Origin of the sequence: Mycobacterium sp. NPDC049093 (assembly GCF_040704635.1) — a bacterium.
Lineage (GTDB): Bacteria > Actinomycetota > Actinomycetes > Mycobacteriales > Mycobacteriaceae > Mycobacterium.
In genome coordinates this window covers 1-24,628 of record NZ_JBEZJS010000010.1, presented here as the reverse complement: position 1 = coordinate 24,628, position 24,628 = coordinate 1, and the positions used below count along the sequence as shown (strand labels likewise).

Sequence of the window (24,628 nt, the reverse complement as noted above, 5' to 3'; positions counted from 1 at the left end):
AGGTTCTAATTTGCGACCGCAGGCGGTAGCCTCACCCGTCATGGGACGGGTAGACGGAAAAGTGGCACTCATCAGTGGCGGGGCGCGGGGCATGGGTGCCGAGCACGCCCGGGCGCTGATCGCCGAAGGCGCCAAGGTGGTGATCGGGGACATCCTCGACGACGAGGGGAAGGCGCTGGCCGCCGAACTCGGCGATTCGGCCCGCTATGTGCACCTCGATGTCACCGAGGAGGACCAATGGAACGCGGCCGTGGAAACGGCCACCTCGGAGTTCGGCTCACTCACCGTGCTGGTGAACAACGCCGGCATCGTCGCGCTCGGCCAGATCGGCAAGTTCGACATGGCCCAGTGGCAGAAGGTGATCGACGTCAACCTGACCGGCACCTTCCTGGGCATGCAGGCGTGCGTCAAGGCGATGAAGGCCGCGGGCGGCGGTTCGATCATCAACGTCTCGTCGATCGAGGGGTTGCGCGGTGCGGCCATGGTGCACCCGTACGTCGCCTCGAAGTGGGCGGTGCGCGGCCTGACGAAGTCTGCGGCACTGGAGCTGGGACCCAAACAGATCCGGGTCAACTCGATCCACCCCGGATTCATCCGGACCCCGATGACCGAGCATTTCCCCGAGGACATGCTGACCATTCCGCTGGGCCGGTCCGGACAACCCGAGGAGGTCTCGACCTTCGTGGTGTTCCTGGCCAGCGACGAATCTCGCTATGCCACCGGCGCGGAGTTCGTGATGGACGGCGGCCTCGTCAACGACGTCCCGCACAAGCTCTGAGTCAGCACCGGCCGCACGCGGCGGTACCGGCCACGGCAGAATGACCCGGCAGGGCATCGACTCATCGACACGGTGCCGTACCGGTCTGTGAGGAGCTGCCCATTTCCGCCCGGAGTCGCCGCGCAGGCCTGAGCCTCACGGGTTTCGTCGGCCTGGTCGTTGCCGCGGTGCTGGTGTTCTCGCTGTGCGCCGCCGATTTCCCGCCGTTCGCCACCCCGGAGCCGCCGTCGGGACGGGTGGAGCTGGCACAGGGCTGGCAGTTGGCCTCGGCGCGCACCGTGACGGCCGACGGCGCCGCGCTGTCGACCCCGGGCGCGGTCGAGGCCGACTGGCACGAGGTCAAACACATGCCTTCGACGGTGCTGGCGGCGCTACAGGACGACGGCACCTACCCGGACCTGTACGTCGGGGACAACCTGGCCGATGTGCCCGACGATCTGTTCCGCCAGGACTGGTGGTACCGGACGACGTTCACCGCTCCGCAGGGCAGCTCCAGCTACCGGCTCGATTTCCCCGGCATCAACTACCGCGCCGAGGTCTGGCTCAACGGCACCATGATCGCCGGTAATTCCCTGCTCGTAGGGATGCACACGATCCACGAGATCGACGCCACGCCGTGGATCAACCCCGGCGGCGCCAACACGCTGGCGGTCAGGGTCACTCCCGAGCAGGCGTTGCAGGACATCGACGGGGTCGAGCTCGCCGACAGCTGGTGGGACTGGCTCAACTGGAACCGCATCGGCTATCAGGGCCCGGACAAGAACCCGCTGCGTGGCAATTCCTATGTGCCCGACCGTAACGCGGGCATCTTCAAACCCGTCTACCTCAGCTTCTCGGGGCAGGTCGTGCTCAGCGACCCGTTGGTCACCACCGCGTTGCCGCTGCCTGACACCTCGCATGCGCGGCTCACCGTCTACTCCGACATCCGCAACACCGCCGACGTTCCGATGCGAGGCGTCGTTCGGGCCCGGATCAGCCGGCCGGGAAAGCCGACCATCTCGGTGGATCAAGCGGTCAGCCTGGCGCCGGGGGAGAAGCGGGAAATCCGGTTCGACCCGGACACTTTCGCGGCTTTGCAGGTGAGCAACCCGGACCTCTGGTGGCCCTACACCATGGGCCGGCCGGACCTCTATGACCTGCGGCTGGAGTTCGTGCGGTACGGACGGCCGATCGACACCGTGGATTCCCGATTCGGTATCCGCACCGTGGCGCAGCACCGCGACAACGACGAACAGTTCCCCGATCTGGGCCGCGGTGGCAGCTTCTACCTGACCGTCAACGGGCGCGACTTCCTGGTCCGGGGTGCGGCATATACGCCCGATCTGCTGTTCCAGTACGACCCGCAGCGAGAGGACGCCATCCTCGGATACGTCCGGGACCTCGGGCTGAACATGGTGCGCCTGGAGGGAAAGTTCCCGGGCGACAACATCATCGAGCGGGCCGACGAACTCGGCATCCCGCTGATGTACGGGTGGATGTGCTGCAACCAGTGGGAGAAGTGGTGGCAGTGGGACGACGAGGATCGGCGGGTGGCCGACGAGAGCATGCGCTCGCAGATCCTGTCGCTGCGCGGACACGCGTCGGCGTTCCTCTGGGCCAACGGCAGCGACGGCAAGCCCCCGGCGCCGGTGCTCGACGGCTACCGCCGCATCCTGGGTGAGCTGCACTGGCCCAACACCGTCGTCGACACGGTGTCGTCGCTGGCCCGCGACGCCAACGGCGAGCCGGACTGGGACGGCATCCACATGGCAGGCCCGTATACGTGGCGCCCGCCGAGCTACTGGTTCGACGGTCGTTATCAGGCCACCCGCGGTTCCAATGCCGAACAGGGCGACAACGAACACATCCCGCCGTTCGCCAGCCTGCAGAAGTTCATCCCACCGGACAAACTCTGGCCGATCAACGAGGCCTGGTACTTCCACGCCGGGGCGAACCCGAGCAACGCGGCCCTGGAGAGCATCCGCACCGCGGTCATGCAGCGCTACGGATCATCGCGGGGCGCAGAGGAATTCGCGCGCAAGGCCCAGCTTGCCCACTACGAGTCCACCCGCGCACAGTTCGAGGCGTTCGCCGCAGGCGGGTGGGACAACCACAAGATGACCATCTACTGGATGCTCAACAACCACTGGCCGTCGTTCTTCGGTCACCTCTTCGACTACTACCTGCGGCCCGGCGGCGCGTACTTCGGAGCCAAGAAGGGGCTGCGCCCGCTGTCGGTCGTCTTCGACTCGTACGCGACCGGCGACCACGACACCGCCGCCGTCAAGGTGGTCAACCAGTCGCCGCAGGAGCGGACCGGTCTTCGGGTGCGGGTGCGCACCTACGACCTGACCGGCCGGATGCGCGACGACCGCAGTTCCGAGGTGCCGGCCGTGCCGTCGAACGGGGTGGTGCCGGGGTTGACGCTGCCGCGGCTGGCCCTGGACTCACCGGTGGTGTTCATCCGTTGTGAACTGCTCGACGAGTCCGGCGCCGTGGTCGCCGACAACACGTATTGGCAGTCGCAGAAACTCGACGATGTCGGGCCCCCGGTCAACGACCAGGCCTTCGACCTGGTGCAGAGCAGCTGGGCCGACCTGACACCGCTCAACACCATGGGACCCACACGGCTGGACGTGACCGCGCACCGAACCGAGTCGACCGACGGCAGCGCGAGCGTGGTGATCCGGTTGCACAATCCGGGACGTCAGATCGCCTTCTTCGAGCGGGCCGAGATCACCACGACCCGCGACGGTGACGAGATCCTCCCGATCGAATACTCCGACAACTACGTCACCGTGTACCCGGGCGAGACGACGGAGATCAGCGGCACGGTGACCGGATCGGAGCACGGACCCAACTGGGTCCGGGTCGGCGGCTACAACAGTGCACCGACGGTGGTACCGATCGACCAGCGGGCACGACGATAGGATCGGCTGATGACCACAACCGATGAGCGCCATGAGGTCGGCCGGCTGGCCGACAGCGGCGGATGGCTGCACCGTGACCTCGACCGGGTGGACGTCTACCAGCGCGGTGCGAACCGGATCAGGGTGGTGTGGCAGGGGCCGACCACGATCAGCGGGGCGACGCTGTACCAGGACGACATCATGACCACCTACACCCGCGAACTCGCGACGCTGAACAACTGGCTCAAGCGCTGAGTCACCGGCCGTCCCGGTCGGGCGGCCGGAAAATCGGTCGCCCTCGTCGGTGACGGTGTGGCACTGTCGGATTCTGTGATCGACAACGTGGCACCCTCGACAACACCGCTCGCGATACAGAGCATCACCGACGCTGACTGGGCGGGCATGGCGCTGCTCGGCAACACCGCGTTCGGTGAGGTCAACCACCCCGATTCGATGGCGGCATGGCGCGAGCTGGTGCCTGCCGACGGTGGTGTCGTGGCGCGGGACGGCGATGGCGACATCGTCGGACAGTCGATCTTCCTCGACCTCACCCTGACCGTTCCGGGCGGCGCAACGCTGCCCGCGGCGGGAATCAGCTATGTGGCCGTCGCTCCCACCCATCGACGCCGCGGCATCCTGCGCTCGATGTACACCGAGCTGCACCAGCGGATCGCGGAGGCGCAATATCCGATCGCCGCACTCACCGCCAGCGAGGGCGGAATCTACGGCCGATTCGGTTACGGTCCGGCCACCACCGTGCACCTGATGACCGTTGACCGCAGGTTCGCCGAGTTCCATGGCTCTGTCCCCGACCCCGGTGGTGTCCGCATGGTCAAACCTGTCGAGCACCGCGACGCCTTCTCCGCGATCTACGACCGCTGGCGACGGCAGACCCCGGGCGGGTTGGCGTGTACGACGGCGCTGTGGGACGACGTGCTCGCCGACCGGGAGGACACCCGCGAGGGCGGTTCGGCATGGTTCGCGTTCCTGCACCCCGACGGCTACGCGCTGTATCGCGTTCACGGCGAGGAATCCCGGACGCTGCGCGTCCGCGACGTCACCGCGGTGACCACCGACGCCTACATCGCCCTGTGGCGGGCCCTGCTCGGGATGGACCTCATGGACAAGGTGAGCGTTTGGACTCACCCCGGCGATCCGTTGCCCTACCTGCTGACCAATCCACGGCTGGCTCGCGTGACCTCGAGCAGTGACGACCTGTGGATCCGGATCATGAACATCCCGGTGGCTCTCGAGGCGCGGCGGTATCACGCCGACCTCGACGTCGTCCTGGAGGTCGCGGACGGTTTCCGCGGCGACGGCGGACGCTTCGCCCTGCAGGTTCGAGAAGGCCGCGCACGGTGTACGCCCACTGAGGCGCCGGCGGACGTCGAACTCGACCTCGACGTCCTCGGAAGTCTCTATCTCGGCGCTCATCACCCGGACGCGTTCGTTGCCGCAAACCGATTGCGCAGCAAGGACTCAGCCCTGCTGCAGCGGCTCGGTGCGGCGTTCGTGAGCGATGTTCCGGCCGAGCTGGGCTACAGCTTCTAGGCCGCGTCCGACACGTGCTGCGTAATGTTCACGGGGTGAGCGCACGCGCAGGCATCGTCGTAACCGGAACCGAAGTTCTCACCGGCAGGGTTCAGGACCGCAACGGTCCGTGGCTGGCCGATCAGCTCCTCGAGCTCGGGGTGGAACTCGCACACATCACCATCTGCGGTGACCGGCCCCGCGACATCGCGGCACAATTGCGGTTCCTCGCCGATGAGGGCGTGGACCTGATCGTGACGAGCGGCGGGCTCGGACCGACCGCCGACGACCTCACCGTGGCGACGGTCGCCGAGTTCTGCGGCCGCGAACTCGTGCTCGACGAGGCGATGGAGGAGCGGATCGCCGCCATCCTGCGCAAGTTGATCGGCGACCGGCCCGGCGTGGATTTCGACTCGGTGCGCGCCGCCAACCGCAAACAGGCCATGGTGCCGGTGGGCGCGGAGGTTCTGGCACCCGTCGGCACCGCCCCCGGTGTCGTGGTTCCTGGCAGCCCGACGGTGGTGGTCCTGCCCGGCCCGCCGCGGGAACTGCAGCCGATGTGGCATACCGCTGTCGCGACCGAGGCTGTGCAACAAGCGATTTCGGGTCGGACCGAGTACCGGCAGGAAATGGTTCGGATGTTCGGCCTCGCCGAATCCGGTCTGGCCGAGACCTTGCGTGACGCCGAGGGGTCCGTCCCGGGCTTCGACGCACTGGAGATCACGACGTGCCTGCGTCGCGGCGAACTCGAGATCGTCACCCGCTACGAGCCCGACGCCGCCGGTGCCTACCAGGCGCTGCTGGCCCTGCTGCGGGACCGGCACGGTGCCGCGTTGTACTCCGAGGACGGCGCGACCGTGGACCAGCAGGTGGCCGGCCTGCTCGCCGGGCACCGGATCGGCACTGCGGAATCCTGCACCGCAGGACTACTGGCCGCCCGGTTGGCCGACATCCCCGGGTGTTCGGATTACTTCGCCGGCGGGGTGGTCAGCTATTCGAACGAGGCCAAGGCCGAACTGTTGAACGTGGATCCGGTGCTGATCGCCGAGTACGGCGCGGTGTCGGAACCGGTGGTCGAATCCATGGTCACCGGCGCGCTGCACCATTTCGGTGCCGATACCGCGGTGGCCATCAGCGGGATCGCCGGCCCGGACGGCGGTACCGCGGAAAAGCCGGTCGGCACCGTGTGTTTCGCGGTGCGGTCGGGGCCGGTGGCCATCACCCGCACCCTCCGACTCCCCGGCAACCGTTCCGACATCCGGGAGCGGGCCACCACGGTCGCGATGCACCTGCTGCGCCGGGCGCTCACGGGAGTTGGCGACTGAACCTGCCGCCCTCAGGTGCCGGCCGCGACCGGGGTTGCCGCGGGCGCGGCACGCACCGCGCGGAGCCGTCGCGGGGCGCCGCGCGCCACCCGCGCCACGATCGACGGGTGCAGCAGTCTGCTGGGTGGGTCGATCAGGTTCATCACCCGGAAGAACGCCTCGGTCACCACCGGATCGGACTCAGCGGCCGCGAGCACGTGCTGGGTGTACCAGTTGGATACCCGTACCGAGACCGGGCGATGGCCGGGTATCTGCGGCAGCGCCAGGTCGGCGCCGCTCGCCATCTGCCATGCCGTGTCGACGCAGCCGGCGGCCGCGCGCAGGAATCGGGGACCCAGATCATCGGCACCTCGGGACAGGCAGTCGCGCAGCGCCAGCGCCTCGAGCGCGGCCACCGACATCCCTTGTCCGTACACCGGATTGAAGCTGCAGATGGCGTCGCCGAACACCAGGAGACCATCGGGGAAACGGGTCATGCGCTCGTACCGCCTACGCACGCTCGCGGGATAACGGAAGGTGGCCACCGGCTCCAGCGGTTGGGCGCCGCGCAGGGCCGCGATCGCATCGGCCGGGAACAGATCCTCGACGAAGTCGATCATCCCGGCCAGATCGGCCGGTGGTTCATGTCCGTTCATGCCCGCCGTGGTGAGCATCCAGGTGTCGTCTTCGTAGGCGAACAATGAACCACCGTAAGGTCTTTCGGGTACGGCGCCGACCAGGATGAGCCGATCGCGGGGCGCGCTGCCGGTGAAGCGCAACAGTTGGCTGGAATAAGCGACCTTCACCTCGACCCGTGATTCGGCCGGACGCCCGAATCCCGCACTTTCGAGGAACGCCGGGGTCCGGCCGGCGCGTCCCATCGCGTCGACGATCAAATCGGCGGCTATCGCCCTGCCGGTACCACCGTCGCGGCCGGCGACCAGGACGCCCGTCACCCGCCGGGTGCCGGTCATCAGCAGCTCGACCGCGTCATGCCCGTCGAGCACGTCGACGTTGTCGATGGCGCGCACCCGGTCTCGCACATGTGCTTCCAGGAACGGTCGGCTGGCCAGATAGGAATCGATCGGCTGCTCCGGTGCCCGGCTGAGATTGAGCTTGTGGCCGCCGAATGTCAGCGAGATGAGGGACAGGTTTTCACCGCCCAGCACCGTTGCGCCGTCGGCGGCCAGGTCTTCGGGGAGGCCGGGAAAGAGTTTCTCCAGTGTCCGGAGCCCACCGCTGAGCAGTCCGTGGGCATGCCGGCCCTGCGGCACCCCGCGCCGCTGGGCCGGACCGCCGGGGAGTACGTCGCGCTCCACGAGGGTGACCGTCTCGAAGAACTCGGCCAGCACCCGGGCTGCCAACAGCCCGCCCATGCTCGCGCCCAGCACCACTGCGTGTTTGCCGATCGTTGCCATTGCCGACCTCCGGACCGCTGGCACATCACCAGTTGCTCGAAGTATCGGAGCGGGCCGGAGCCGGGCCTAGAGTAGTGCGCTACTCGAACCTCAGCGGGTCACCGGTATCGAGCGCCGCGCCTGCTCGACGCATGCCGGCCAAGCGCCCTCGTCGAGGACAGTGACCGCCCGCGCCCCGAACGCGCTGGAGATGACGACATCGGGTTGCAGGCTCGCCAACAGGTTCAGGCTGTCCGCCATGGCTGCGGCGTCACCGACACCCGGGATCACGAACGTCGACCATCGCCCGTCGCCGGCGACGAACATGGTGTCCCCGGTGAACAGGTACCGGCCCTGGGCGCCCTGAACCAGATAGCTCGTGCTGCCGGGAGTGTGCCCCGGGGTGGGGATCACCTCGACACCGCGGTCGTCGAGATGGCGGGACCCCAGCGGGACGTCGATCGGGCTGTGCCGCCCGATCGTCTCGCGTTCGGCGGCGGGCGCATGCAACCTCGACCCGAACCGCTCGGCGACGCGGGCCAGCATCGGTCCCGCCTCGTCCTGGTGTGAGAGGTAGTGGTCGTCGACTCCGCCGAGCGTGTCCAGCGCGGCGAAGTCGGCGTCACTGGCCGGACTGTAGAACAGGGCGTTGTGCCCGGCGGGCGTCCACAGATAGGCGTGGGTGGTCAATCCGGGAAACGGTGTGTCGGTGCGCGTTTCCCACAGATCGGTCCGGATCCGGGTCATCGAGGTGGTCATGACGACAGCCTCGCCCCTCAACAATGGTTGAGGTCAACCCCTGAACGGGTTCAGTCGGTGCCGGCCGTGTCCCACATCGTGATCATGGTGCCCATGATCTCCTCGGCGCAGCCCAGACCACCGAGGTGGCTCTCGTAGGGCAGCTCGGTCATCACCGCATCGGGCAACCGGGAAACCACATGTTGACCGTGCGCGAACGGCACGATGTGGTCATGGTCGCCGTGCCACCAGCGCACCGGAACCTTGACCTCGTCGAGCCGGAAGCCCCAGTCCCGCTCGAACACCACGATGTCGTAGAACGGGGCGGCCAGCTGCTTGCGGCTGCCGTTGAGCAGATCGTCGAGGAACATGGCCTTGAACTCGGGCCGGCCCAGCATGCGCCGGTCGCCCTCGGGGGAGATCCGCGCGTAGATCTCGAGGGCGGGGGAGGCGACCGGACGGATCAGCCGGATGAGTCCGGAGGCGGCCAACCGGATCGGCGCACCGGCCACCTCAAGGATGGGCGCGACTGCCGCACCGAGCTGCATCAGCGGGCTGCTGATCGCGTCGGGGCCGATCATCGGGGCCACACCGCCGAGCACCCCGGCCGCCACGACCCGGTCGGGCATGGCTGCCGCGGTGGCCAGCGTGTAGGGGCCGCCACCGGACAGCCCGATGACGGCCATCTTGTCGATGCCCAGGACGTCGGCGATGGTGCGCAGATCGTCACCGAAATCCAGTACCCGGTCGTACTGGTGCGGGGTGGAGGAACCGATGCCGGGCCGGTCCACCCCGATCAGCCGGATGTGGTTGCGCTCGGCGTAGATCCGGGCCTCGGTCGGGATCTGCCTACGCGCTCCCGGGGTGCCGTGCAGCCAGAAGACCGCACGGCCCTGCGGGTCACCGAATTCGGCGAAGCCGAGCTGACGGCCGTCGCCGACGGCGACATTGCCCTCCAGTTTGGGGCGATCGATCGGGATGACCATCAGTGTGCCTCGCCGGGTCCGCGTCTAGCCTGCGACTGAGGCGTCGTAGATGGACTGGATGGACTTGTCCAACGTGGCGTTGAACTCGTCGTCGCTCTGCTGCGCCGACAGCCCTTCGGTGAGTGCGCGGCTGAAGCTCGCGATCAAGCCAGTGTTCTCGGCCAGCATCTTGTTGGCGTCATCGCGCGAGTAGCCGCCGGACAGCGCCACGACCCGCATCACCTTGGGATGTTCGACCAGCGACTGGTAGTGGTTGGCCCGAGTCGGCAGGGTCAACTTGAGCATGACCTTCTGGTCGGCGGGCAGCGCGTCGAGGTTCTTGGTGATCTCGTCGCGGAGCAGGTCCTCGGCCTCGGCCTTGTCGGAGATCGAGATGGTGACCTCGGGTTCGATGATCGGGATCAGACCGTGCGACAGCACCTGCTTTGCCACCTCGAACTGCTGGGCGACCACGGCGGCGATGCCGTCCGCGTCGGCGGCGCCGATCACCGACCGCTCCTTGGTGCCGAAGATGCCGCCCTTGGCCGCGCGGGCGAGCAGATCGTCCAGGCCGGGCATCGGCTTCATCACCTGCACGCCGTTCTCGACGTCGGCCAGGCCTTTGTCGATCTTGAGCAGCGGCACCACGCCCTTGTCCTCCCAGAGGTAGGTGGCGGTGGGCTTGCCCTCGATGGAGCGGTCCATGGTCTGCTCGAACAGGATCGCGGCGAGCACGCGGTCACCGTTGAACACCGGGGAGGTGATGATGCGCGACCGCATCTGGTGGATCAGGTCGAACATCTCCTCTTCGGAGGAGTAGGCGCTCTCCTCGACCCCGTAGAGACGCAGCGCCTTGGGGGTGGACCCACCGCTCTGGTCGAGCGCGGCGATGAAGCCCTTGCCCGTGGTCATCTTGTCGGCCTGCTGCTGGTTCACCATGAGGTTGTCTACTCCTTTGAAGACGGTGTCCTGATGTAGTTGTGCTGCTGAGGCGCACACCACAGTGGCGCACAGTTCGACTCAGAGGATAGGCGGCCAGCTCACAGCGGTAGCGCCCACCCATCGGGGTGGGGTACGGCCGGCCCACGGGGCCGCCTGCTCGAGTTGGCCGGCCAGGCCGAGCAGCACCGTTTCGTCGGGTGCCAGCAGCTGCACGCCGATCGGCAGGCCCTCGGCCGTCTGGCCCAGCGGCAGCGAAATCGCGGCCCAACCGGTGACGTTGGCCAGGGCGGTCCAACCGGTGGTGGCGAACTCGACGTCGAAGAAGGCCCGGGTGGTGCCCCGGGGCTGATTCAGCAGACCGTACGGCGGCGGGCCGGTCAGCAGCGTCGGCACCAGCAGCACGTCGTGACCGGCCATCTCCCGGGCGAAACGGCGGGTCTGGGCGTGGACGGCCGAGATCGCGTCCGCGTACGCCACTCCCGTGGTGGTGAAGCCCTCCCGGATCATCACCCAGGTGCTCGGCTCGAATTCGTCTTCGAGGGGTGCTCGTCCCAGGTGGTCGGCGGCCAGGTCATGTAGTTCCGCGTTGCTGACGGTGTGCAGGACCGCGATGGCGTCGGCGACGGCGTCCGGATCGATCGTCGGGGCCCCGGGAGTGAGGTGGTGTCCGAGGCTTTCCAGCAGACGGCCCGTCGCCTCGACCGCCGACACCACCTCCGGGTCGATCCGGTCGGTGGGAAACGGTGACGAGGTGGCGATCAGGATGCGCTGTGCCGACGGGGTCTGCGCGGCCGACTGAAGGAAGGGCACGGCGGGAGCCGCGGCGCCGTACGGATCGCCGGGTGCGGTACCGGCGATGATGTCGAGGAGAGCCGCGCAATCGCGCACCGTGCGGGTGAGGGCGTGGCCGTTCACGAGTCCTTCGAGGCCGTGGCCACCATCGGGGGCGAAGGACGACCGCCCGCGCCGCGGCTTGAGGCCGACGACGCCGCAGCAGGAGGCGGGCACCCGGATGGAACCGGTGCCGTCCCCGCCCGACGCGGCGGGCACCACGCCGGCGGCCACGGCTGCGGCCGAACCTCCGCTGGATCCACCCGGGGTGACGGTGGGGGACCAGGGGTTGACCGTGGGACCGAACAACACCGGCTCGGTGGTGCAGTGGTTGCCCCACTCCGGGGTGTTGGTCTTGCCGAATACGACCAGGCCGGCGTCCAGGTAGCGGTCCACCGTCCACGCGGTTTCGGTCGCGACATGGTCGCGCAACGCCCGCGAGCCCATCGCCTCGCGGGTACCGGCCAGCGCGGCACCCAGATCCTTGAGCAGGAACGGCACCCCGGCCAGCGGCCCGGCCTGCTCGTTGCGCAGTACGCCGGACTCGTCGAGTGCCGCGGCTTGCGCGCGCCCCCTGTCGAACAGGTCGGTGATCACGGCGTTCAAGGTGCGTGTCGTCTCGACCCGGATGATCGCAGCCTCGAGTAACTCGACGGCACTGACCTCACCAGATGCGGCCAGTGCCGCCTGTCCGATGGCATCGGTGCCTGCAAGTTCGAATGCCGACGAGGAATCCATGTCACCTCACTCCAGGAGTTCGACGGTGGTGTCCGACGGCGTACTGCGACGGGTGAGCTCGAGCGCGATCAGCACCTCGACCCCCGTCAGGATCAGGCCGACGAAATACATCCACTTGAGTGTCGGATCGGGTTGCGCGGCAAAGTAAATGATGAGGAAGATCGGCCCGACGATACCCATGACGAACACCATGGCCTGGATGCGGACATACCGCCAGAAAGTGGACATCGATCTCCCGCCGCACGGCCGATGAGCGGCCAGCTTAGCGCGGTTACCGCGGCGCGACGACCACCGGCGTGGACAGGATCTCGCGGTACTCGACCATCGGTTCGCGTTTGAGGACCGCGCTTCCCGAGGTGACCAGCAACTCGGTCGGTGAGACCGCGTAGTTCGCCTGGAAGTTACGGGCGACGAACTTGCGGCCCGGTGTGAGGTCCGCCGATGCCGCCAGGGCGGCCCGGTCGGAAAGCCGCACGCCGTGGTATTCCATGCGGCCGGTGCGGTCCAGGCAGATCACGACGAGCGAGCCTTCGGTGCGCCCGATGGCCCTGGCGGTCTGGGTGTCGCGGCACCGCGCCTGGGAGTCGACGAAACCGGATCCGTCAGATGCGAACGCCGCGGCGGCGGCCGGTGCGGCGGCAGCCCGTTCGGTGACAACGGGCGCCTGCAGGCGGTTCGGTTTCACCTCATACGTTCTGGCGCCGACGGCGTACACCGAATCCCTGGCAGAGAATTTGGAAGCCAACGTGGTGATGATGACGAATGCGGTGAGCAGAGAGCTGACGATGGCTGCGGCCGCCATCCCGATCCCGACGGGCAGCCACTGTCGTTGCGGCGCCTTCCGGTGACGTCCACGGCGAACCGGTTGATACGGCGGATGCGGTGTGGAGACGGCGAAGGTGACCAAGCTTGCTCCCGGGGAACGGCGGTGTGATGGGCGTGGCACAGGCGACGGGCGCTGACGCGAGCTCATATTGTGCACGACGAGACCGGGCCCTGTGGGTGACACCCGAGAATTCGCCGAAATCCGGTCGCGGTGTGGGTCGGTCGTGCTTCGGCGGCAACGCTGCGCTGAAAGTAGCTCGGCAACAGCGATATTCGCAGTCATATTCTCGCAATGCGTCAGTGCGCCGCAGGCAGAGCCGATTTGGATCGTCGACTCGGTCCGCGGTTGGCAACGCCAAATCGGTCACCCGCTCGGCGACGGCACTTCCCGTCACGTCGATTCAAACCGGTTGGCCCGGCGGTCATCGTCGTTAGCTTCGAATGGCCGATATATGCAGCCGCTTTCGAGGGGAGTGTGGCCATGTCTTCCACGGGACTCACTATCAGTCCGCTGTCGGGATTCACCGGAGCGTTGATCGACGGGCCCGACCTGTCCGTGCCGCTGCCGCCCGAACAGGTGGCGGCGATCCGCGAGGCCCTGCACCGGTGGAAGGTGGTGTTCTTCCGCGAGCAGGACCTCGACCACGCGTCGCAGATCGCGTTCGGTGCCCAGTTCGGCGAAGTTACCCCCGGCCATCCCTACGAGGGCGATTCTGCCCCAGTCGGATTCCCGCAGATTCATACGGTGTCCCCGGCCGCCTACGACCATCGCTACGGCACGAGGTACCGCAAGCGGCAAAGCCCCAACGGTCCGGGTTGGCATGCCGATGTCACGCCGCTGATCAACCCGCCGTCGCATTCGATCCTGCGAGCGGAGCAGGTGCCCGGTTACGGGGGTGACACTCAGTTCGCCAATGTGGCTGCGGTGTATGCGGGTCTGTCTCCGTCGGTGCAGGCGCTCGTCGAAGAACTGCGCGCCGAGCACCGATTCGGTTCGACGACGTCGGCTGAACGCAGCACCGAGAAGATCGGCGATCTGGTGCGCAGTAATCCACTGGCGACGATCCACCCGGTGGTTCGGGTGCACCCGGAGACCGGGGAGAAGGTCCTCTACGTCAATCCGTCCTTCACGCGGGAGATCGTCAATCTGTCGCCGCGGGAGGGCAGGCACCTGCTCGATCTGTTGTTCGAGGAGATCGCCCGGCCCGAGTACTCGGTGCGGTTCAGGTGGGAGCCGGGCAGTGTGGCGTTCTGGGACAACCGCGCCGCCCTGCACCTGGCACCGCGGGACTTCGAACATGTCGAGGGTGACCGGGTGCTGCACCGCATCACCCTGGTGGGCGACATTCCGGTGGGCCCCGATGGTGTTGCCTCGGAGTCGATTTCGGGCGACTACTTCGGCGCTGCCTGAAATGGCCACCGTGTTGTCGCGACCGACCGGCGTCGCGCATGCCGACCCGCCCAGTGGCCTGGTCGACCCGCGGGCGGCGGTCCGGCGGGCGCAGCGCAAACCGCTGGTGCCGCGTTCGGTGCAGCGGCTACTGGGCCCGGCGCTGCTGGTCGGCCTGTGGCAACTGCTCTCGACGGTCGGCATCTTCGACGAGCGCACCGTGCCGCCGCCGACCCGGGTGCTCGGTGCCGCGTGGACGCTGATCGCCGACGGAACCTTTCAGGAGCACCTGACCGCCAGCCTGTTGCGCGTCGGATACGGCCTCGCTTTCGGTATCGCGCTCGGCCTCGGGCTGGCCCTCATCTCCGGGCTGTCCCGGATCGGGGAGAACTTCGTCGATGCCAACATGGAAGTGCTGCGCGCGGTTCCGAACTTCGCGCTGGTGCCGCTGCTGATCGTGTGGTTCGGCATCAGCGAGCTGCCGAAGATTCTGCTGATCACACTCGCCGTTGCCGTCGCGATCTACATCAACACGTTCAGCGCGATCCGCAGCGTCGATGCCACGCTGGTGGAGGCGGCGCGATCGTTCGGTGCCGGCCGGGCCGAAATGATCTACCGGGTCATCATTCCCGGATCGCTGCCGGGATTCCTGGTCGGCCTGCGGCTGGCGCTGACGGCGTCCTGGTTGTCGTTGATCTTCGCCGAGACGATCAACGCCAAGAAGGGCCTGGGCCGGATGATGACCGACGCCCGCGAGTACTTCCAGATCGACATCGTCTTCGTGTTGATCGCCGTGTACGCGATTCTCGGCCTTGTCTCGATTCTGGTGGTCCGCTTCCTCGAAGGCCGGCTGCTCACCTGGAGGCGGGCCTATGACGGGGACTGACACGCTGCCCGCCCCTGTTGACGCGGCGGCGGTGGTGATCGCCCGCGACATCCGGAAGCGGTTCGGGGACAACGTCATCATCGACGGGCTCGATCTGGAGATCCGGGCCGGCGAGTTCGTCGCCCTGCTCGGCCGAAGCGGTTCCGGCAAGAGCACTTTCCTGCGGGCCCTGGGCGCTCTCGACAGTGACGTGGACGGCTACCTGCGGGTACCGGAGCGGCGGGCGATCGTCTTCCAGGATTCGCGGTTACTGCCGTGGCAGCGGGTGCTGGCGAACGTGACGATCGGATTGCCCGCCGGCGGCGCGATCCAACGGCGCGCGCTGGCGGCGCTGCGCGAGGTCAACCTGGCGGACAAGGCGAAGGCGTGGCCCCGCACCTTGTCCGGCGGAGAAGCACAGCGGGTTGCGCTGGCCCGGGCCCTGGTGCGCGAACCACAACTGTTGTTGCTCGACGAACCGTTCGGCGCACTCGACGCGCTCACGCGGATCAGGATGCACGGCCTGCTGATGGATCTGTACCGCCGACACACCCCGGCGGTCCTGTTGGTCACCCACGACGTCGATGAGGCGATCCTGCTCGCCGACCGCGTGATCGTGCTGACCGACGGCGTCATCTCTCTCGATGTCGACGTCACGGTGCCCAAACCCCGGGCCCGTGACACCCACGAATTCACTGCGCTGCGAAAGCGGTTGCTGTCCGAACTCGGCGTATCCGAAGACAAGGAACCATCAGATGCCATTTGATCGTCGCGTTCGGTTGCGGTCCGCCGCGTTGTTGTTGGTTCCGCTGTTGCTCAGCGCGTGCGGGTTGTCCGACGACGAGTCCGGCGGTGCCATCGACACGGTGAAGATCGCCGCCAAGTCCGAGGTACCGGCCGGCACCAAGCTCGTCGTCGCCGAGCAGAACGGGACACAGTCGCTGCCGTGGAACCTGGCCAATGCCGGCCAGGGAACACCTTATGAGGTGGATTTCGCCGATTTCAGCGGCGGCGCGGCAGTCATCGAGGCACTCCGGTCGGGCGCGGCGGACGTCGGGTCCATCGGTGAGGCACCGGTACCGATCGCGGTGGACAGTGGCGTCACAGACCTGGTGACCATCGGGTTGCAGGCGAACCCGGGCACCAGCGGTGGCTACTACCTGGTGGCTCGCCCCGACAGCGGAGTCAGGACCATCGAGGATCTGCGCGGAAAGCGGGTCGCCTATCCGCCCGGTTCGGGCCGTCACATGGTGACCGCAGGGCTGCTCAAGCGCCACGGCCTGGACCTGCGCACCGACGTGCAGCCGGTGGAACTCGCTGGGGCAGAGGTGGTACCGACGTTCGCCGCCGGCGCGGTCGATGCCGCCATCGTGCTGGGTAACCAGTACTACCAATTGGGTGAGCCGCCGATCCTCGGTGACGGTAAGGGCATCAACACCGGCATTCAGACACTGATCGTGCGCCGCGATGTGCTCGATGATCCCGCCAAGGTGGCGGCGATCGGCGACTACCTCGGGCGTGCCGTCGCAGCCAACAACTGGAAGGACACGCACGCCGACCAGTGGGTCGACCAGTACTACGTCAAGGTTCAGGGCATCACCTTCGAGCAGGGCAAGAAGCTGTACGAAGAGGACGGGATCGCCTCGTACTACCCGATCGACGAGCAGTCCACGGCGTTGTTCCAAACCGTCGCCGACGGTCTGCACGAGACCGGAACGATCAAGGGCCGCGTCGACGTGTCGCCCTTTGTGGACGGTCGCTACAACGACATCGTCACCGCGCAGAACGAACTCGACGGTGTCACACCGAAATCGCTGAAATCCTAACGGCTCCATCCTGAATCGAGGGGAACACTGATGACACAACTGGCATCCGCACTGAGCGTCCGGCCACAGTCCGGCTGGATCGGTGCCGAGATCCATGGAATCGATCTCACCGCACCGCTACTCGATGAGCACATCGCCGAAATCCGTGCCGCACTTCTCAAATGGAAAGTGGTGTTCTTCCGCGACCAGTTCATCGGCCACGACGATCACCTTCGGTTGGCCCGGGCCTTCGGCTCTCCGACCCCGGCGCATCCGCTGTTCGATTCCATCCCGGATCCGGACTACCCGACGATCTATCCGATTTTCGCCGACCGGTTCAAGGCCAGGTACGGCAGCAGTCGCGGTTACGACAAGGCGAACTGGCATGCCGATGTCACCGCAGCGGTGAATCCGCCTGCCGCATCGATACTCCGGGCGGAGGTGATCCCGCCCTACGGCGGAGACACCCAGTGGGCGAATACCGTCGCGGCCTACGCCGGACTGTCCACGCCGCTGCAGCGGCTCGCCGACGGACTGCGGGCGGTGCACCGGTTCGCACCACCGGACGGCACGACCGCAACCGAGGACTATCAGCGTCGGGTGAATCGCCGTCCGCTGCTGACCGAGCATCCGGTGGTGCGGGTCCACCCGGAGACGGGGGAGCGTGCGCTCTACGTCAACCCGGGTTTCACCAGCCATATCGTTGACGTGTCACCGCACGAGAGTCGCCGCCTGCTCGGCCTGTTCTACGACGAGTTGGTGCGTCCGGAGTACACCGTGCGGTTCAAGTGGGAGCCGGGCAGCATCGCGTTCTGGGACAACCGCGCGACCGTGCATCTGGCACCGTCGGATCTCACGGGCGAACACGACCGCCGGTTGTATCGGGTGACGTTGGTGGGGGATGTGCCCCAAGGCCCCGACGGGCGACCATCGCAGGCTCTCGACGGCGAGCCGTTCGACGCAGCCTGAACGTCAGGCCGGTACCACGACGGTCAGTTCATCGCCGTCGCGTTCCACGTGCATGCCGGCACGGCGGGCGACCGCCGCGACCCCGGCTGCGCTGTCGGGTTCGCTGCGGGAGCTGACCAGCGCGCGGGCCAGGTGGCCCTTGTGAGCCTTGTTGAAGTGGCTGACCACGGTGCGATGGCCGTCGGCATGTTCGGCGAGAACCTGCACGCGAACCGAACCGGGGATCCGGCCCAGCCCGGCGTAGGAGCCGGACCGCAGATCGACGATCAGCTCGCCTGCGGCGATATCGGCGAGGACGGGTTCCAACAGCGGGCGCCAACGTTTGGCCAGGCCCGGTTGTCCGGGCAGTTTGGACGAAGCGGACAGCCGGTAGGCCGGCACCGGATCGTCGGCGCGCAGGAGGCCGAACAGGGCGGATCCGACGGCGAGCCGGTGGCGGGCTCGTGCGACGGCCGCGCCGCGGAGCGACCCGACGTCGAGGGCGTCGTAGAGCACCCCGGTGTATCGCTCGATGGCCGGCATCGTCGGCGCCTGGCGCAGGGCGGCGTTGCGTTCGATCTCGGCGTCCTGGCCGGCGGAGATGCCTAGGGCTGTCCGGCTGGCCGGTGGGTCGGCGGCCAGGGTGACCAGTTCGTCGATCAGAGATTGGCGGAGCGGGGTGAGCTCTGGCGAGCTCAGAATGTCCAAACGCACCGGCGGGCCGTCCCCGCCGGTGCGTTTGGTCTCCGATGGTGGCAGGAGCACGAGCACATCCAGACGCTATCCGAATGCTCTCGGTTGGCCGGCCACCGACCGGTGTGATGTCAGACGGCCATCGGGGCCGGCTCGTCGGGCGCCGGGGGAGCCGGAGGGGGCGGGACGTCCAGGACGATCGGCGCCGGCGCATCCATCGGGGCGACCGGCGGGACGGCATCGGCCGGCGGCGGCGGGGCGAATGGATCGATCGGGGCCGGAGCGGCCATCGGATCGACGGGTGGCGGGGGCGCGAAGGGGTCCATGGGCGCCGGAGCGGCCATGGGATCGATCGGCGGAGGTGGCGGGGGCGCGAACGGGTCCATCGTCACGTCCGCAGGCGCCTCCTGCGGCGCTTCTGCCGCCATGGGCAGGTACATGTGATGGCTGAACTGGCGCTGGTAGGCACCGCCGCCACCGACCCGGACGCCGTGGCCGCCCTCGCCCGAGGACACCGGCGTGCCGTCCGGCAGGGTCACGGCGGTGTGGCCGCCGTTCCAGCCGATCACCAGGGCGCCCGGCTGGGTCCCGTACTTGAAGCCGCGGGCCAGGAGCGCACGCTCCTGATTTCCGGTGTTGAACCGGTCGCCGTAGACGGGACGGCCGGTCGCCATATTGCTGACCCAGGAAGCCAGCCCCGAGCAGTCGGTGCCGGCCGGCGAGTCTCCACCCGAGATGTACGGCGTGCCCGAAACCTGCTGGACAAGCGCCATAAGCGTCGCGATAGCAAACATGCGGCGGGACGCTAGCAGAGCCGTTTTTGGCCGGGCAAAATATGTGACTCCGTTCACAAGAGGTGCCTGATATGGACTGTTTCACGCATCTCCGGATTGAGTGCAGTTGCCTGCGCGCGCAATTCGGTTGCCAGGGGAATGTGTTTGCCAGGCGTCGGTGGACGTGTCGGACAATCGCCAATAGTGCTGTGGCACTGGGCTTGTGCTGACAGTCCACGGGTCGATCAAAAGCTTGCGCAACGCAAGCGGTGTCCGAATTACATTGATGTTAAAGGTATTTCGAACCTCGACCGGCTGCCTGCGCGCCTGGAGGGCGTCCCGGGCGGCGACGGGCTTCTCCGTGGACGCGATCGCAGGCGGATCGACGCGGCGCGGTAAATCCGGCAACGGCGCCACCCCGTTGAATGGTGGCTGGCGGGCCCCGATCGGGCGCTCTGATTCGCGGTTGCGGCGGCGATCCCCGGCGGCGGCGTCCCTTGACATGCAGCCTAATGGCTGCATGATTGACCGAAGAGCCCGGGCGCCCGGGCTATGACGGGACGGTGAGGGTGGACGAGGTCTTCAAAGCGCTGGCGGACCCGAGTCGGCGGCTGCTACTGGACAGCCTCAACGACAGCGACGGACAGAGCCTGCGGCAGCTCTGTAGCGGCTTGTCGATGGCCCGGCAGTCGGTCAGCAAGCATCTGGCGGTGCTGGAGGCGGCCAACCTCGTCACCACGCTGCGTCAGGGGCGGGAGAAACTGCATTACCTCAACCCCGAACCGATCAATGCCATCGCCGACCGCTGGATCGACCGCTACGACTCGACGAGGGTAGAGGCCCTCACAGACCTCAAGACGGTCCTGGAGCGCCCCTCTGTTCCGGGCGAGTTCGTGTACACCACCTATATCCGCACTACACCGGAAAGGCTGTGGCAGGCGCTCACCAACCCGGCGTTCTCCGGCAGCTACATGGGACACGCCATCGAATCCGACTGGCAGAAGGGCTCGACCTACACCTGGGTCGAAGGCGGGCTGCGTATCGAAGACCCCGAGCAGGTCGTCGTCGAGTCCGATCCCTATCAGCGGCTCGCCTTCACGTTCCACACCTTCACGCCCGACCTGACCCAGATAGCCCCCGATCTCAACGAGGAGATCCTTGCCGAGGCGGCGGCCGAACCCCGGTCACGGGTGTCGTTCGACATCGAACCGGTCGGGGACCAGGTGAAGCTCACGGTGGTCCACGATGGTTTCGATCCCGCCGGCCCCGTGCGAGAGATCATCTCGCACGGCTGGCCGGTCAAACTGTCCGGTTTGAAGTCCGGATTGGAACAGGCCGTTTAGACCAGCGAGTCCTGCGGGTCACGCTGGACGGGAGTGGGCCACGGCGCCGGCAGGGGACGCTGACGCACCCGTTGCGGCCACCAGAACCACTTGCCCATCAGGGCTGCGATCGACGGGGTCATGAAGGAGCGGATGACCAGGGTGTCGAACAACAGGCCCAGACCGATGGTGGTGCCCACCTGGCCGATCACGGCGAGCTCGCTGACTGCCATCGACATCATGGTGAACGCGAACACCAGGCCTGCCGAGGTGACCACCGACCCGGTGCCGCCCATGGCGCGGATGATGCCGGTGTTCAAGCCTGCGTGTATCTCCTCTTTGAATCGGGAGACCAGTAGCAGGTTGTAGTCCGCGCCCACGGCCAACAGCACGATGACCGCCATCGCGAGCACCATCCAGTGCAGCTCCAGTCCGATCAGGTGCTGCCAGATGAGCACCGACAGGCCGAAGGAGGCGCCGAGGGACAGCACCACGGTGCCGACGATCACCGCCGCCGCCACCACGCTGCGCGTCAGGATCAACATGATGATGAAGATCAGGCACAGCGCGGCGATTCCGGCGATCAGCAGGTCGTAGTTGGCACCTTCCTGCATGTCCTTGAAGGTGGCCGCGGTGCCGCCGAGGTAGATCTTGGACCCCTCCAGCGGGGTGCCCTTGATGGCCTCCTTGGCGGCGTTCTTGATCGCATCGATGTGGGAGATTCCCTCTGGGCTCATCGGGTCGCCCTCGTGGCTGATGATGAACCGCACCGCATGCCCGTCAGGGGATAGGAACATCTTCATGCCGCGCTTGAAGTCCGGGTTCTCGAAGGTCTCCGGTGGCAGATAGAACGAGTCGTCGTTCTTGGAAGCGTCGAACGCCTGGCCCATGGCCGTCTGGTTCTCCATCATCGCTTCCATCTGATCCTGCAGACCACCCATCGTGGCCTGCATGGTCAGCATCATGTTCTTCATGTTCTTCATGGTCTGGATCATCGGCGGCATGATCGTGACCAGCTGTGGCATGAGCTCATCGAGACGATCCATGTCCGGCATCAACTTCTGGATGTCGTCGGTCATGGTGTCGATGCCGTCAAGGGTGTCGAAGATCGAACGCATCGACCAGCACATGGGGATGTCGAAGCAGTGCGGTTCCCAGTACAGGTAGTTACGGATCGGACGGAAGAAGTCGTCGAAATCGGCGATGTGGTCCCGCATTTCGGCGACATCGACCACCATGCCGTGCATCTTGCCCACCATGCTGTGGGTGGTATCCGACATTTCCTTGGTCAACGCGAGCATCTTCTCCATCGTGTCGACCGTTTTTTGCATCTCGTCGGCCTGGACCAGCATGTCCTTCATGCGGTCCTGCATGTACTTCATGTTCATCATCTGCGTGGTGCCCTGCATGCTGATCTGGAACGGGATCGAGGTGTGCTCGATCGGCGTTCCCTGCGGACGCGTGATGGCCTGAACCCGAGAAATGCCGGGCACCTGGAAGATTCGCTTGGCGATGCGGTCGACGACCAGGAAGTCCGCCGAGTTGCGCAGATCGTGATCGCTCTCGATCAGCAGCAGCTCGGGGTTCATCCGGGCCTGTGAGAAGTGGCGGTCGGATGCGGCGTAGCCGGTGTTGGCCGGTAGATCCGCCGGGAGGTACTTGCGGTCGTTGTAGTTGGTCTTGTACCCCGGCAGGGTCAGCAGACCGATCAGCGACAGTGCGATGGTGGCGATCAGGATCGGTCCCGGCCAACGCACCACCGCGGCGCCGATCTTGCGCCACCCGCGGGTGCGCATGGCCCGCTTGGGTTCCAGTGTCTTACCGAATCTGCTGGCCACCGAGATGATCGCCGGTCCCAGCGTGAGAGCGGCGACAACGCCGGTGACCATGCCGATGGCCAACGGGATGCCCAGCGACCGGAAGTACGGAAGGTTCGTGAAATGCAGACACAGGGTGGCGCCGGCGATGGTCAGGCCTGAGCCCAGCACCACGTGCGCGGTGCCGTGGAACATCGTGTAGTACGACTGTTCCCGGTCCTCGCCGACACTTCGGGCCTCTTGATATCGGCCTATCAGGAAGATCGCGTAGTCGGTGGAGGCGGCGATGGCCAGTGTCACCAACAGGTTGGTGGCGAACGTCGAGAGCCCGATGATGTTGTAGTAGCCCAGAGCGGCGACGACACCGCGCGCTGCCGAGAGTGAGAGCACCACCATGACCAGGGTGAGGATCACCGTGATGATGGAGCGGTAGACCAGAAGCAGCATGATGATGATGACCGTGAAGGTCAGCGCCTCGATGATCTTCACACTGCGGTCGCCGGCAATGTGCTGGTCGGCGGCCAACGCGGCCGGGCCGGTCACATACGCCTTGACCCCCGGCGGCGGCGTGACGCTCTCGACGATCTTCTGGACCGCCTCGACCGATTCGTTGGCCAGCGCCTCGCCCTGGTTACCGGCGGTGTAGACCTGCACGTAAGAGGCCTTGCCGTCGGAGCTCTGCGCGCCCGACGCGGTCAGCGGATCGCCCCAGAAATCCTGGACGTGCTCGACGTGCTCCTTGTCGGCCTCGAGCTTGGCGACGACCTCGTCGTAGTAGTCGTGCGCTTTGATGTCGAGCGGCTCGTCGCCTTCGAGCACCACCATGACCGAGCTGTTGGACTTGAACTCCTGGAACACCTCGCCGACACGCTTCATGGCGATCATCGACGGAGCCTGGTCGGGGCTCATCGACACCGACCGCATCTTCCCCACCTCTTCGAGCTGGGGAACAGCGGTGTTCAGGATGCCGATGAGAACGACCCAGCCGAGGATGATCGGCACGGCCAGGCGCCGGATCCACTTGGCGATCCCGCCGTGGTGGGCCTTTTTCGGTCCGGTGACCGAAAAGGCGTCGGTCGGGGCGTCAGGGGTGCTCATGCAGATTTCACCAAGCAGAAGGTCTGGGCGTTGACGCCGTTAGAGGTTCTCTCGTCCTTGAGCTCGTCATCGACGGTGATGCGGCAGCTGATGCTGTCCCCGTTGCCCTGCGCGACGATGTTGGGGAACACCGACGGAGCGGTGGACTCCAGACGCAGCGTCCAGGGCAGGGTGACTCCGTCTACGCGCTGGGGCTGGGCGTCGAGATCGAGGTAGTTCACGTCTGCCGTCGCGCCGGGCACGCCGTAGATCTCGTAGACCACCACCTTGGGGTCGAACGGCTTGGTGTCATCGACCTTCGCGCTGGAGATCCCCGAGCCATTGCCTGCGCCGAAGAACGTGCGCACCCGCATCACCGTGAACCCGCCTACCAACACCACCACGACGATGATCAGGGGGATCCAGAACTTCTTGGCCAGGCCAGAAATCGAAAACTGTTTCCGGCGAGAGCTTTTCGTCGCGTTGGTCATCGTGAAATGGCACCGGTCCGTCGGTTGTGGGCAAAGTGGGCATTGGGGCGGCGAGGCGCCATCGTCGTGCTGGTGGCATGGCAGCCGATGGGGGAGCACCCGTGCACCATGTTCACCTCGAAACGCCTCGCTGTCTAGCCGAATGGCTAACTAAAAACTTAGCGAGATATTAGCCTATTTAAATGAGTGGCAAAACGGTGACACAGGTGTGATTGTGCACCCGGGGTGCTGCCCGGCCACCCGTGGCGGACCACCGTCGTGGCCCGGCGCGTAGCCGCAGGTCAAGCTACATTTACGGGGCCGTCAGGCCGGGAGATGCCGAGGCATCGGAATGCCGATTGTGATGGAGCTAACGGAATCGGGCTGGGTCCGCAGCCGTGTCGGCCGCCGGACCCAGCCCGTTGGAAATCCTCGGATCAGTGCCAGTCCCAGACCGACATGTCGTTGGGCGGGTAGTTCTGGCAGACGTCGGTGGTGTTGGCGGCGACGCCCTTGTTGTTGAAGAACAGCT

23 protein-coding genes are annotated in these 24,628 nt (G+C 66.7%); 11 read left to right on the top strand and 12 right to left on the bottom strand.

All coding sequences use genetic code 11. The features are described from left to right. Nucleotides 1-40 precede the first annotated feature (40 nt). The 5 genes from AB0876_RS30390 (at nt 41) to AB0876_RS30370 (ending at nt 6,521) form a co-directional block, all read left to right on the top strand. The gene (locus tag AB0876_RS30390) at nt 41-778 is read left to right on the top strand and encodes a glucose 1-dehydrogenase (protein WP_055114376.1); all 738 of its coding nucleotides are present in this window, start codon (nt 41-43) and stop codon (nt 776-778) included. A 167-nt stretch (nt 779-945) separates the two neighbouring features. Continuing rightward, entirely contained in the window at nt 946-3,687 is a 2,742-nt protein-coding gene (locus tag AB0876_RS30385; RefSeq protein WP_526043772.1) for a glycoside hydrolase family 2 protein, read from the top strand. A 9-nt stretch (nt 3,688-3,696) separates the two neighbouring features. Next, complete coding sequence (locus AB0876_RS30380) at nt 3,697-3,921, top strand: hypothetical protein (protein ID WP_055114375.1); 225 nt, start codon at nt 3,697-3,699, stop codon at nt 3,919-3,921. A 63-nt stretch (nt 3,922-3,984) separates the two neighbouring features. Then, on the top strand, nt 3,985-5,217 hold the full coding sequence (locus AB0876_RS30375) for an enhanced intracellular survival protein Eis (RefSeq protein WP_491840990.1): 1,233 nt from the start codon (nt 3,985-3,987) through the stop codon (nt 5,215-5,217). A gap of 35 nt (nt 5,218-5,252) precedes the next feature. After that, nucleotides 5,253-6,521, top strand: coding sequence for a competence/damage-inducible protein A (locus tag AB0876_RS30370; RefSeq protein ID WP_491840963.1), 1,269 nt, complete (start codon nt 5,253-5,255; stop codon nt 6,519-6,521). Nucleotides 6,522-6,532: 11 nt separating this feature from the next. Here AB0876_RS30370 and AB0876_RS30365 read toward each other — a convergent pair whose 3' ends face one another. The 7 genes from AB0876_RS30365 to AB0876_RS30335 all read right to left on the bottom strand — a co-directional run bounded on the left by AB0876_RS30365 (nt 6,533) and on the right by AB0876_RS30335 (nt 13,018). Beyond that, a complete protein-coding gene (locus AB0876_RS30365; protein ID WP_491840964.1) occupies nt 6,533-7,918 on the bottom strand; it encodes an FAD-dependent oxidoreductase in 1,386 nt (461 codons plus the stop codon). A gap of 90 nt (nt 7,919-8,008) precedes the next feature. Then, nucleotides 8,009-8,656, bottom strand: a complete 648-nt coding sequence (locus AB0876_RS30360) for an MBL fold metallo-hydrolase (protein ID WP_491840965.1) — start codon at nt 8,654-8,656, stop codon at nt 8,009-8,011. Between the two features lie 50 nt (nt 8,657-8,706). Further along, nucleotides 8,707-9,621 (bottom strand): alpha/beta fold hydrolase, encoded by a 915-nt coding sequence (locus AB0876_RS30355; RefSeq protein WP_491840966.1) that lies wholly within the window; start codon nt 9,619-9,621, stop codon nt 8,707-8,709. A gap of 24 nt (nt 9,622-9,645) precedes the next feature. Next, the gene (locus AB0876_RS30350; RefSeq protein WP_526043771.1) at nt 9,646-10,539 is read right to left on the bottom strand and encodes a fructose bisphosphate aldolase; all 894 of its coding nucleotides are present in this window, start codon (nt 10,537-10,539) and stop codon (nt 9,646-9,648) included. 81 nt (nt 10,540-10,620) lie between these two features. Then, nucleotides 10,621-12,111: an amidase gene (locus AB0876_RS30345; RefSeq protein ID WP_526043770.1), complete on the bottom strand. Its 1,491-nt coding sequence runs from the start codon at nt 12,109-12,111 to the stop codon at nt 10,621-10,623. Between the two features lie 6 nt (nt 12,112-12,117). Then, nucleotides 12,118-12,339 carry a hypothetical protein gene (locus tag AB0876_RS30340; RefSeq protein WP_526043769.1) on the bottom strand — a complete coding sequence of 74 codons (222 nt, stop codon included), beginning with the start codon at nt 12,337-12,339 and terminating at the stop codon, nt 12,118-12,120. A 43-nt stretch (nt 12,340-12,382) separates the two neighbouring features. Next, on the bottom strand, nt 12,383-13,018 hold the full coding sequence (locus AB0876_RS30335; RefSeq protein ID WP_526043768.1) for a hypothetical protein: 636 nt from the start codon (nt 13,016-13,018) through the stop codon (nt 12,383-12,385). A 399-nt stretch (nt 13,019-13,417) separates the two neighbouring features. Here AB0876_RS30335 and AB0876_RS30330 point away from each other — a divergent pair, with 399 nt between their 5' ends. Genes AB0876_RS30330 through AB0876_RS30310 form a run of 5 tightly spaced genes read left to right on the top strand, consistent with a single transcriptional unit; the run spans nt 13,418 to nt 17,965 of the window. Beyond that, entirely contained in the window at nt 13,418-14,347 is a 930-nt protein-coding gene (locus AB0876_RS30330) for a TauD/TfdA dioxygenase family protein (protein ID WP_526043767.1), read from the top strand. 1 nt (nt 14,348) lies between these two features. After that, the gene (locus AB0876_RS30325) at nt 14,349-15,212 is read left to right on the top strand and encodes an ABC transporter permease (protein WP_526043766.1); all 864 of its coding nucleotides are present in this window, start codon (nt 14,349-14,351) and stop codon (nt 15,210-15,212) included. Further along, nucleotides 15,199-15,957 (top strand): ABC transporter ATP-binding protein, encoded by a 759-nt coding sequence (locus tag AB0876_RS30320; RefSeq protein WP_526043765.1) that lies wholly within the window; start codon nt 15,199-15,201, stop codon nt 15,955-15,957. The genes AB0876_RS30325 and AB0876_RS30320 overlap by 14 nt, the downstream gene beginning before the upstream one ends. Then, entirely contained in the window at nt 15,947-17,017 is a 1,071-nt protein-coding gene (locus AB0876_RS30315) for a PhnD/SsuA/transferrin family substrate-binding protein (RefSeq protein ID WP_526043764.1), read from the top strand. The genes AB0876_RS30320 and AB0876_RS30315 overlap by 11 nt, the downstream gene beginning before the upstream one ends. Before the next feature lie 30 nt (nt 17,018-17,047). Next, nucleotides 17,048-17,965: a TauD/TfdA dioxygenase family protein gene (locus AB0876_RS30310; RefSeq protein WP_526043763.1), complete on the top strand. Its 918-nt coding sequence runs from the start codon at nt 17,048-17,050 to the stop codon at nt 17,963-17,965. A 3-nt stretch (nt 17,966-17,968) separates the two neighbouring features. Here AB0876_RS30310 and yaaA read toward each other — a convergent pair whose 3' ends face one another. Together yaaA and AB0876_RS30300 are read right to left on the bottom strand one after the other, a co-directional pair. Then, nucleotides 17,969-18,715, bottom strand: coding sequence for a peroxide stress protein YaaA (yaaA, locus tag AB0876_RS30305; protein WP_491840973.1), 747 nt, complete (start codon nt 18,713-18,715; stop codon nt 17,969-17,971). A 53-nt stretch (nt 18,716-18,768) separates the two neighbouring features. Then, nucleotides 18,769-19,431 (bottom strand): peptidoglycan endopeptidase, encoded by a 663-nt coding sequence (locus tag AB0876_RS30300; RefSeq protein WP_526043762.1) that lies wholly within the window; start codon nt 19,429-19,431, stop codon nt 18,769-18,771. A 548-nt stretch (nt 19,432-19,979) separates the two neighbouring features. On the opposite strand from AB0876_RS30300, the gene AB0876_RS30295 reads away from it, so the two are divergent. Continuing rightward, entirely contained in the window at nt 19,980-20,753 is a 774-nt protein-coding gene (locus AB0876_RS30295; RefSeq protein ID WP_491840991.1) for an ArsR/SmtB family transcription factor, read from the top strand. On the opposite strand, the gene AB0876_RS30290 is transcribed toward AB0876_RS30295, so the two are convergent. From AB0876_RS30290 to AB0876_RS30280, 3 genes are all read right to left on the bottom strand, one after another. Next, nucleotides 20,750-23,647: an MMPL/RND family transporter gene (locus AB0876_RS30290; protein ID WP_491840975.1), complete on the bottom strand. Its 2,898-nt coding sequence runs from the start codon at nt 23,645-23,647 to the stop codon at nt 20,750-20,752. The two genes, AB0876_RS30295 and AB0876_RS30290, sit on opposite strands and share 4 nt — an antisense overlap. Further along, nucleotides 23,644-24,117, bottom strand: coding sequence for an MmpS family transport accessory protein (locus AB0876_RS30285; protein ID WP_082448981.1), 474 nt, complete (start codon nt 24,115-24,117; stop codon nt 23,644-23,646). Before AB0876_RS30285 ends, AB0876_RS30290 begins: the two co-directional genes overlap by 4 nt. 416 nt (nt 24,118-24,533) lie before the next feature. Then, a partial coding sequence (locus AB0876_RS30280; RefSeq protein WP_358028485.1) for a DUF5078 domain-containing protein occupies nt 24,534-24,628 on the bottom strand: 95 nt, incomplete at its 5' end.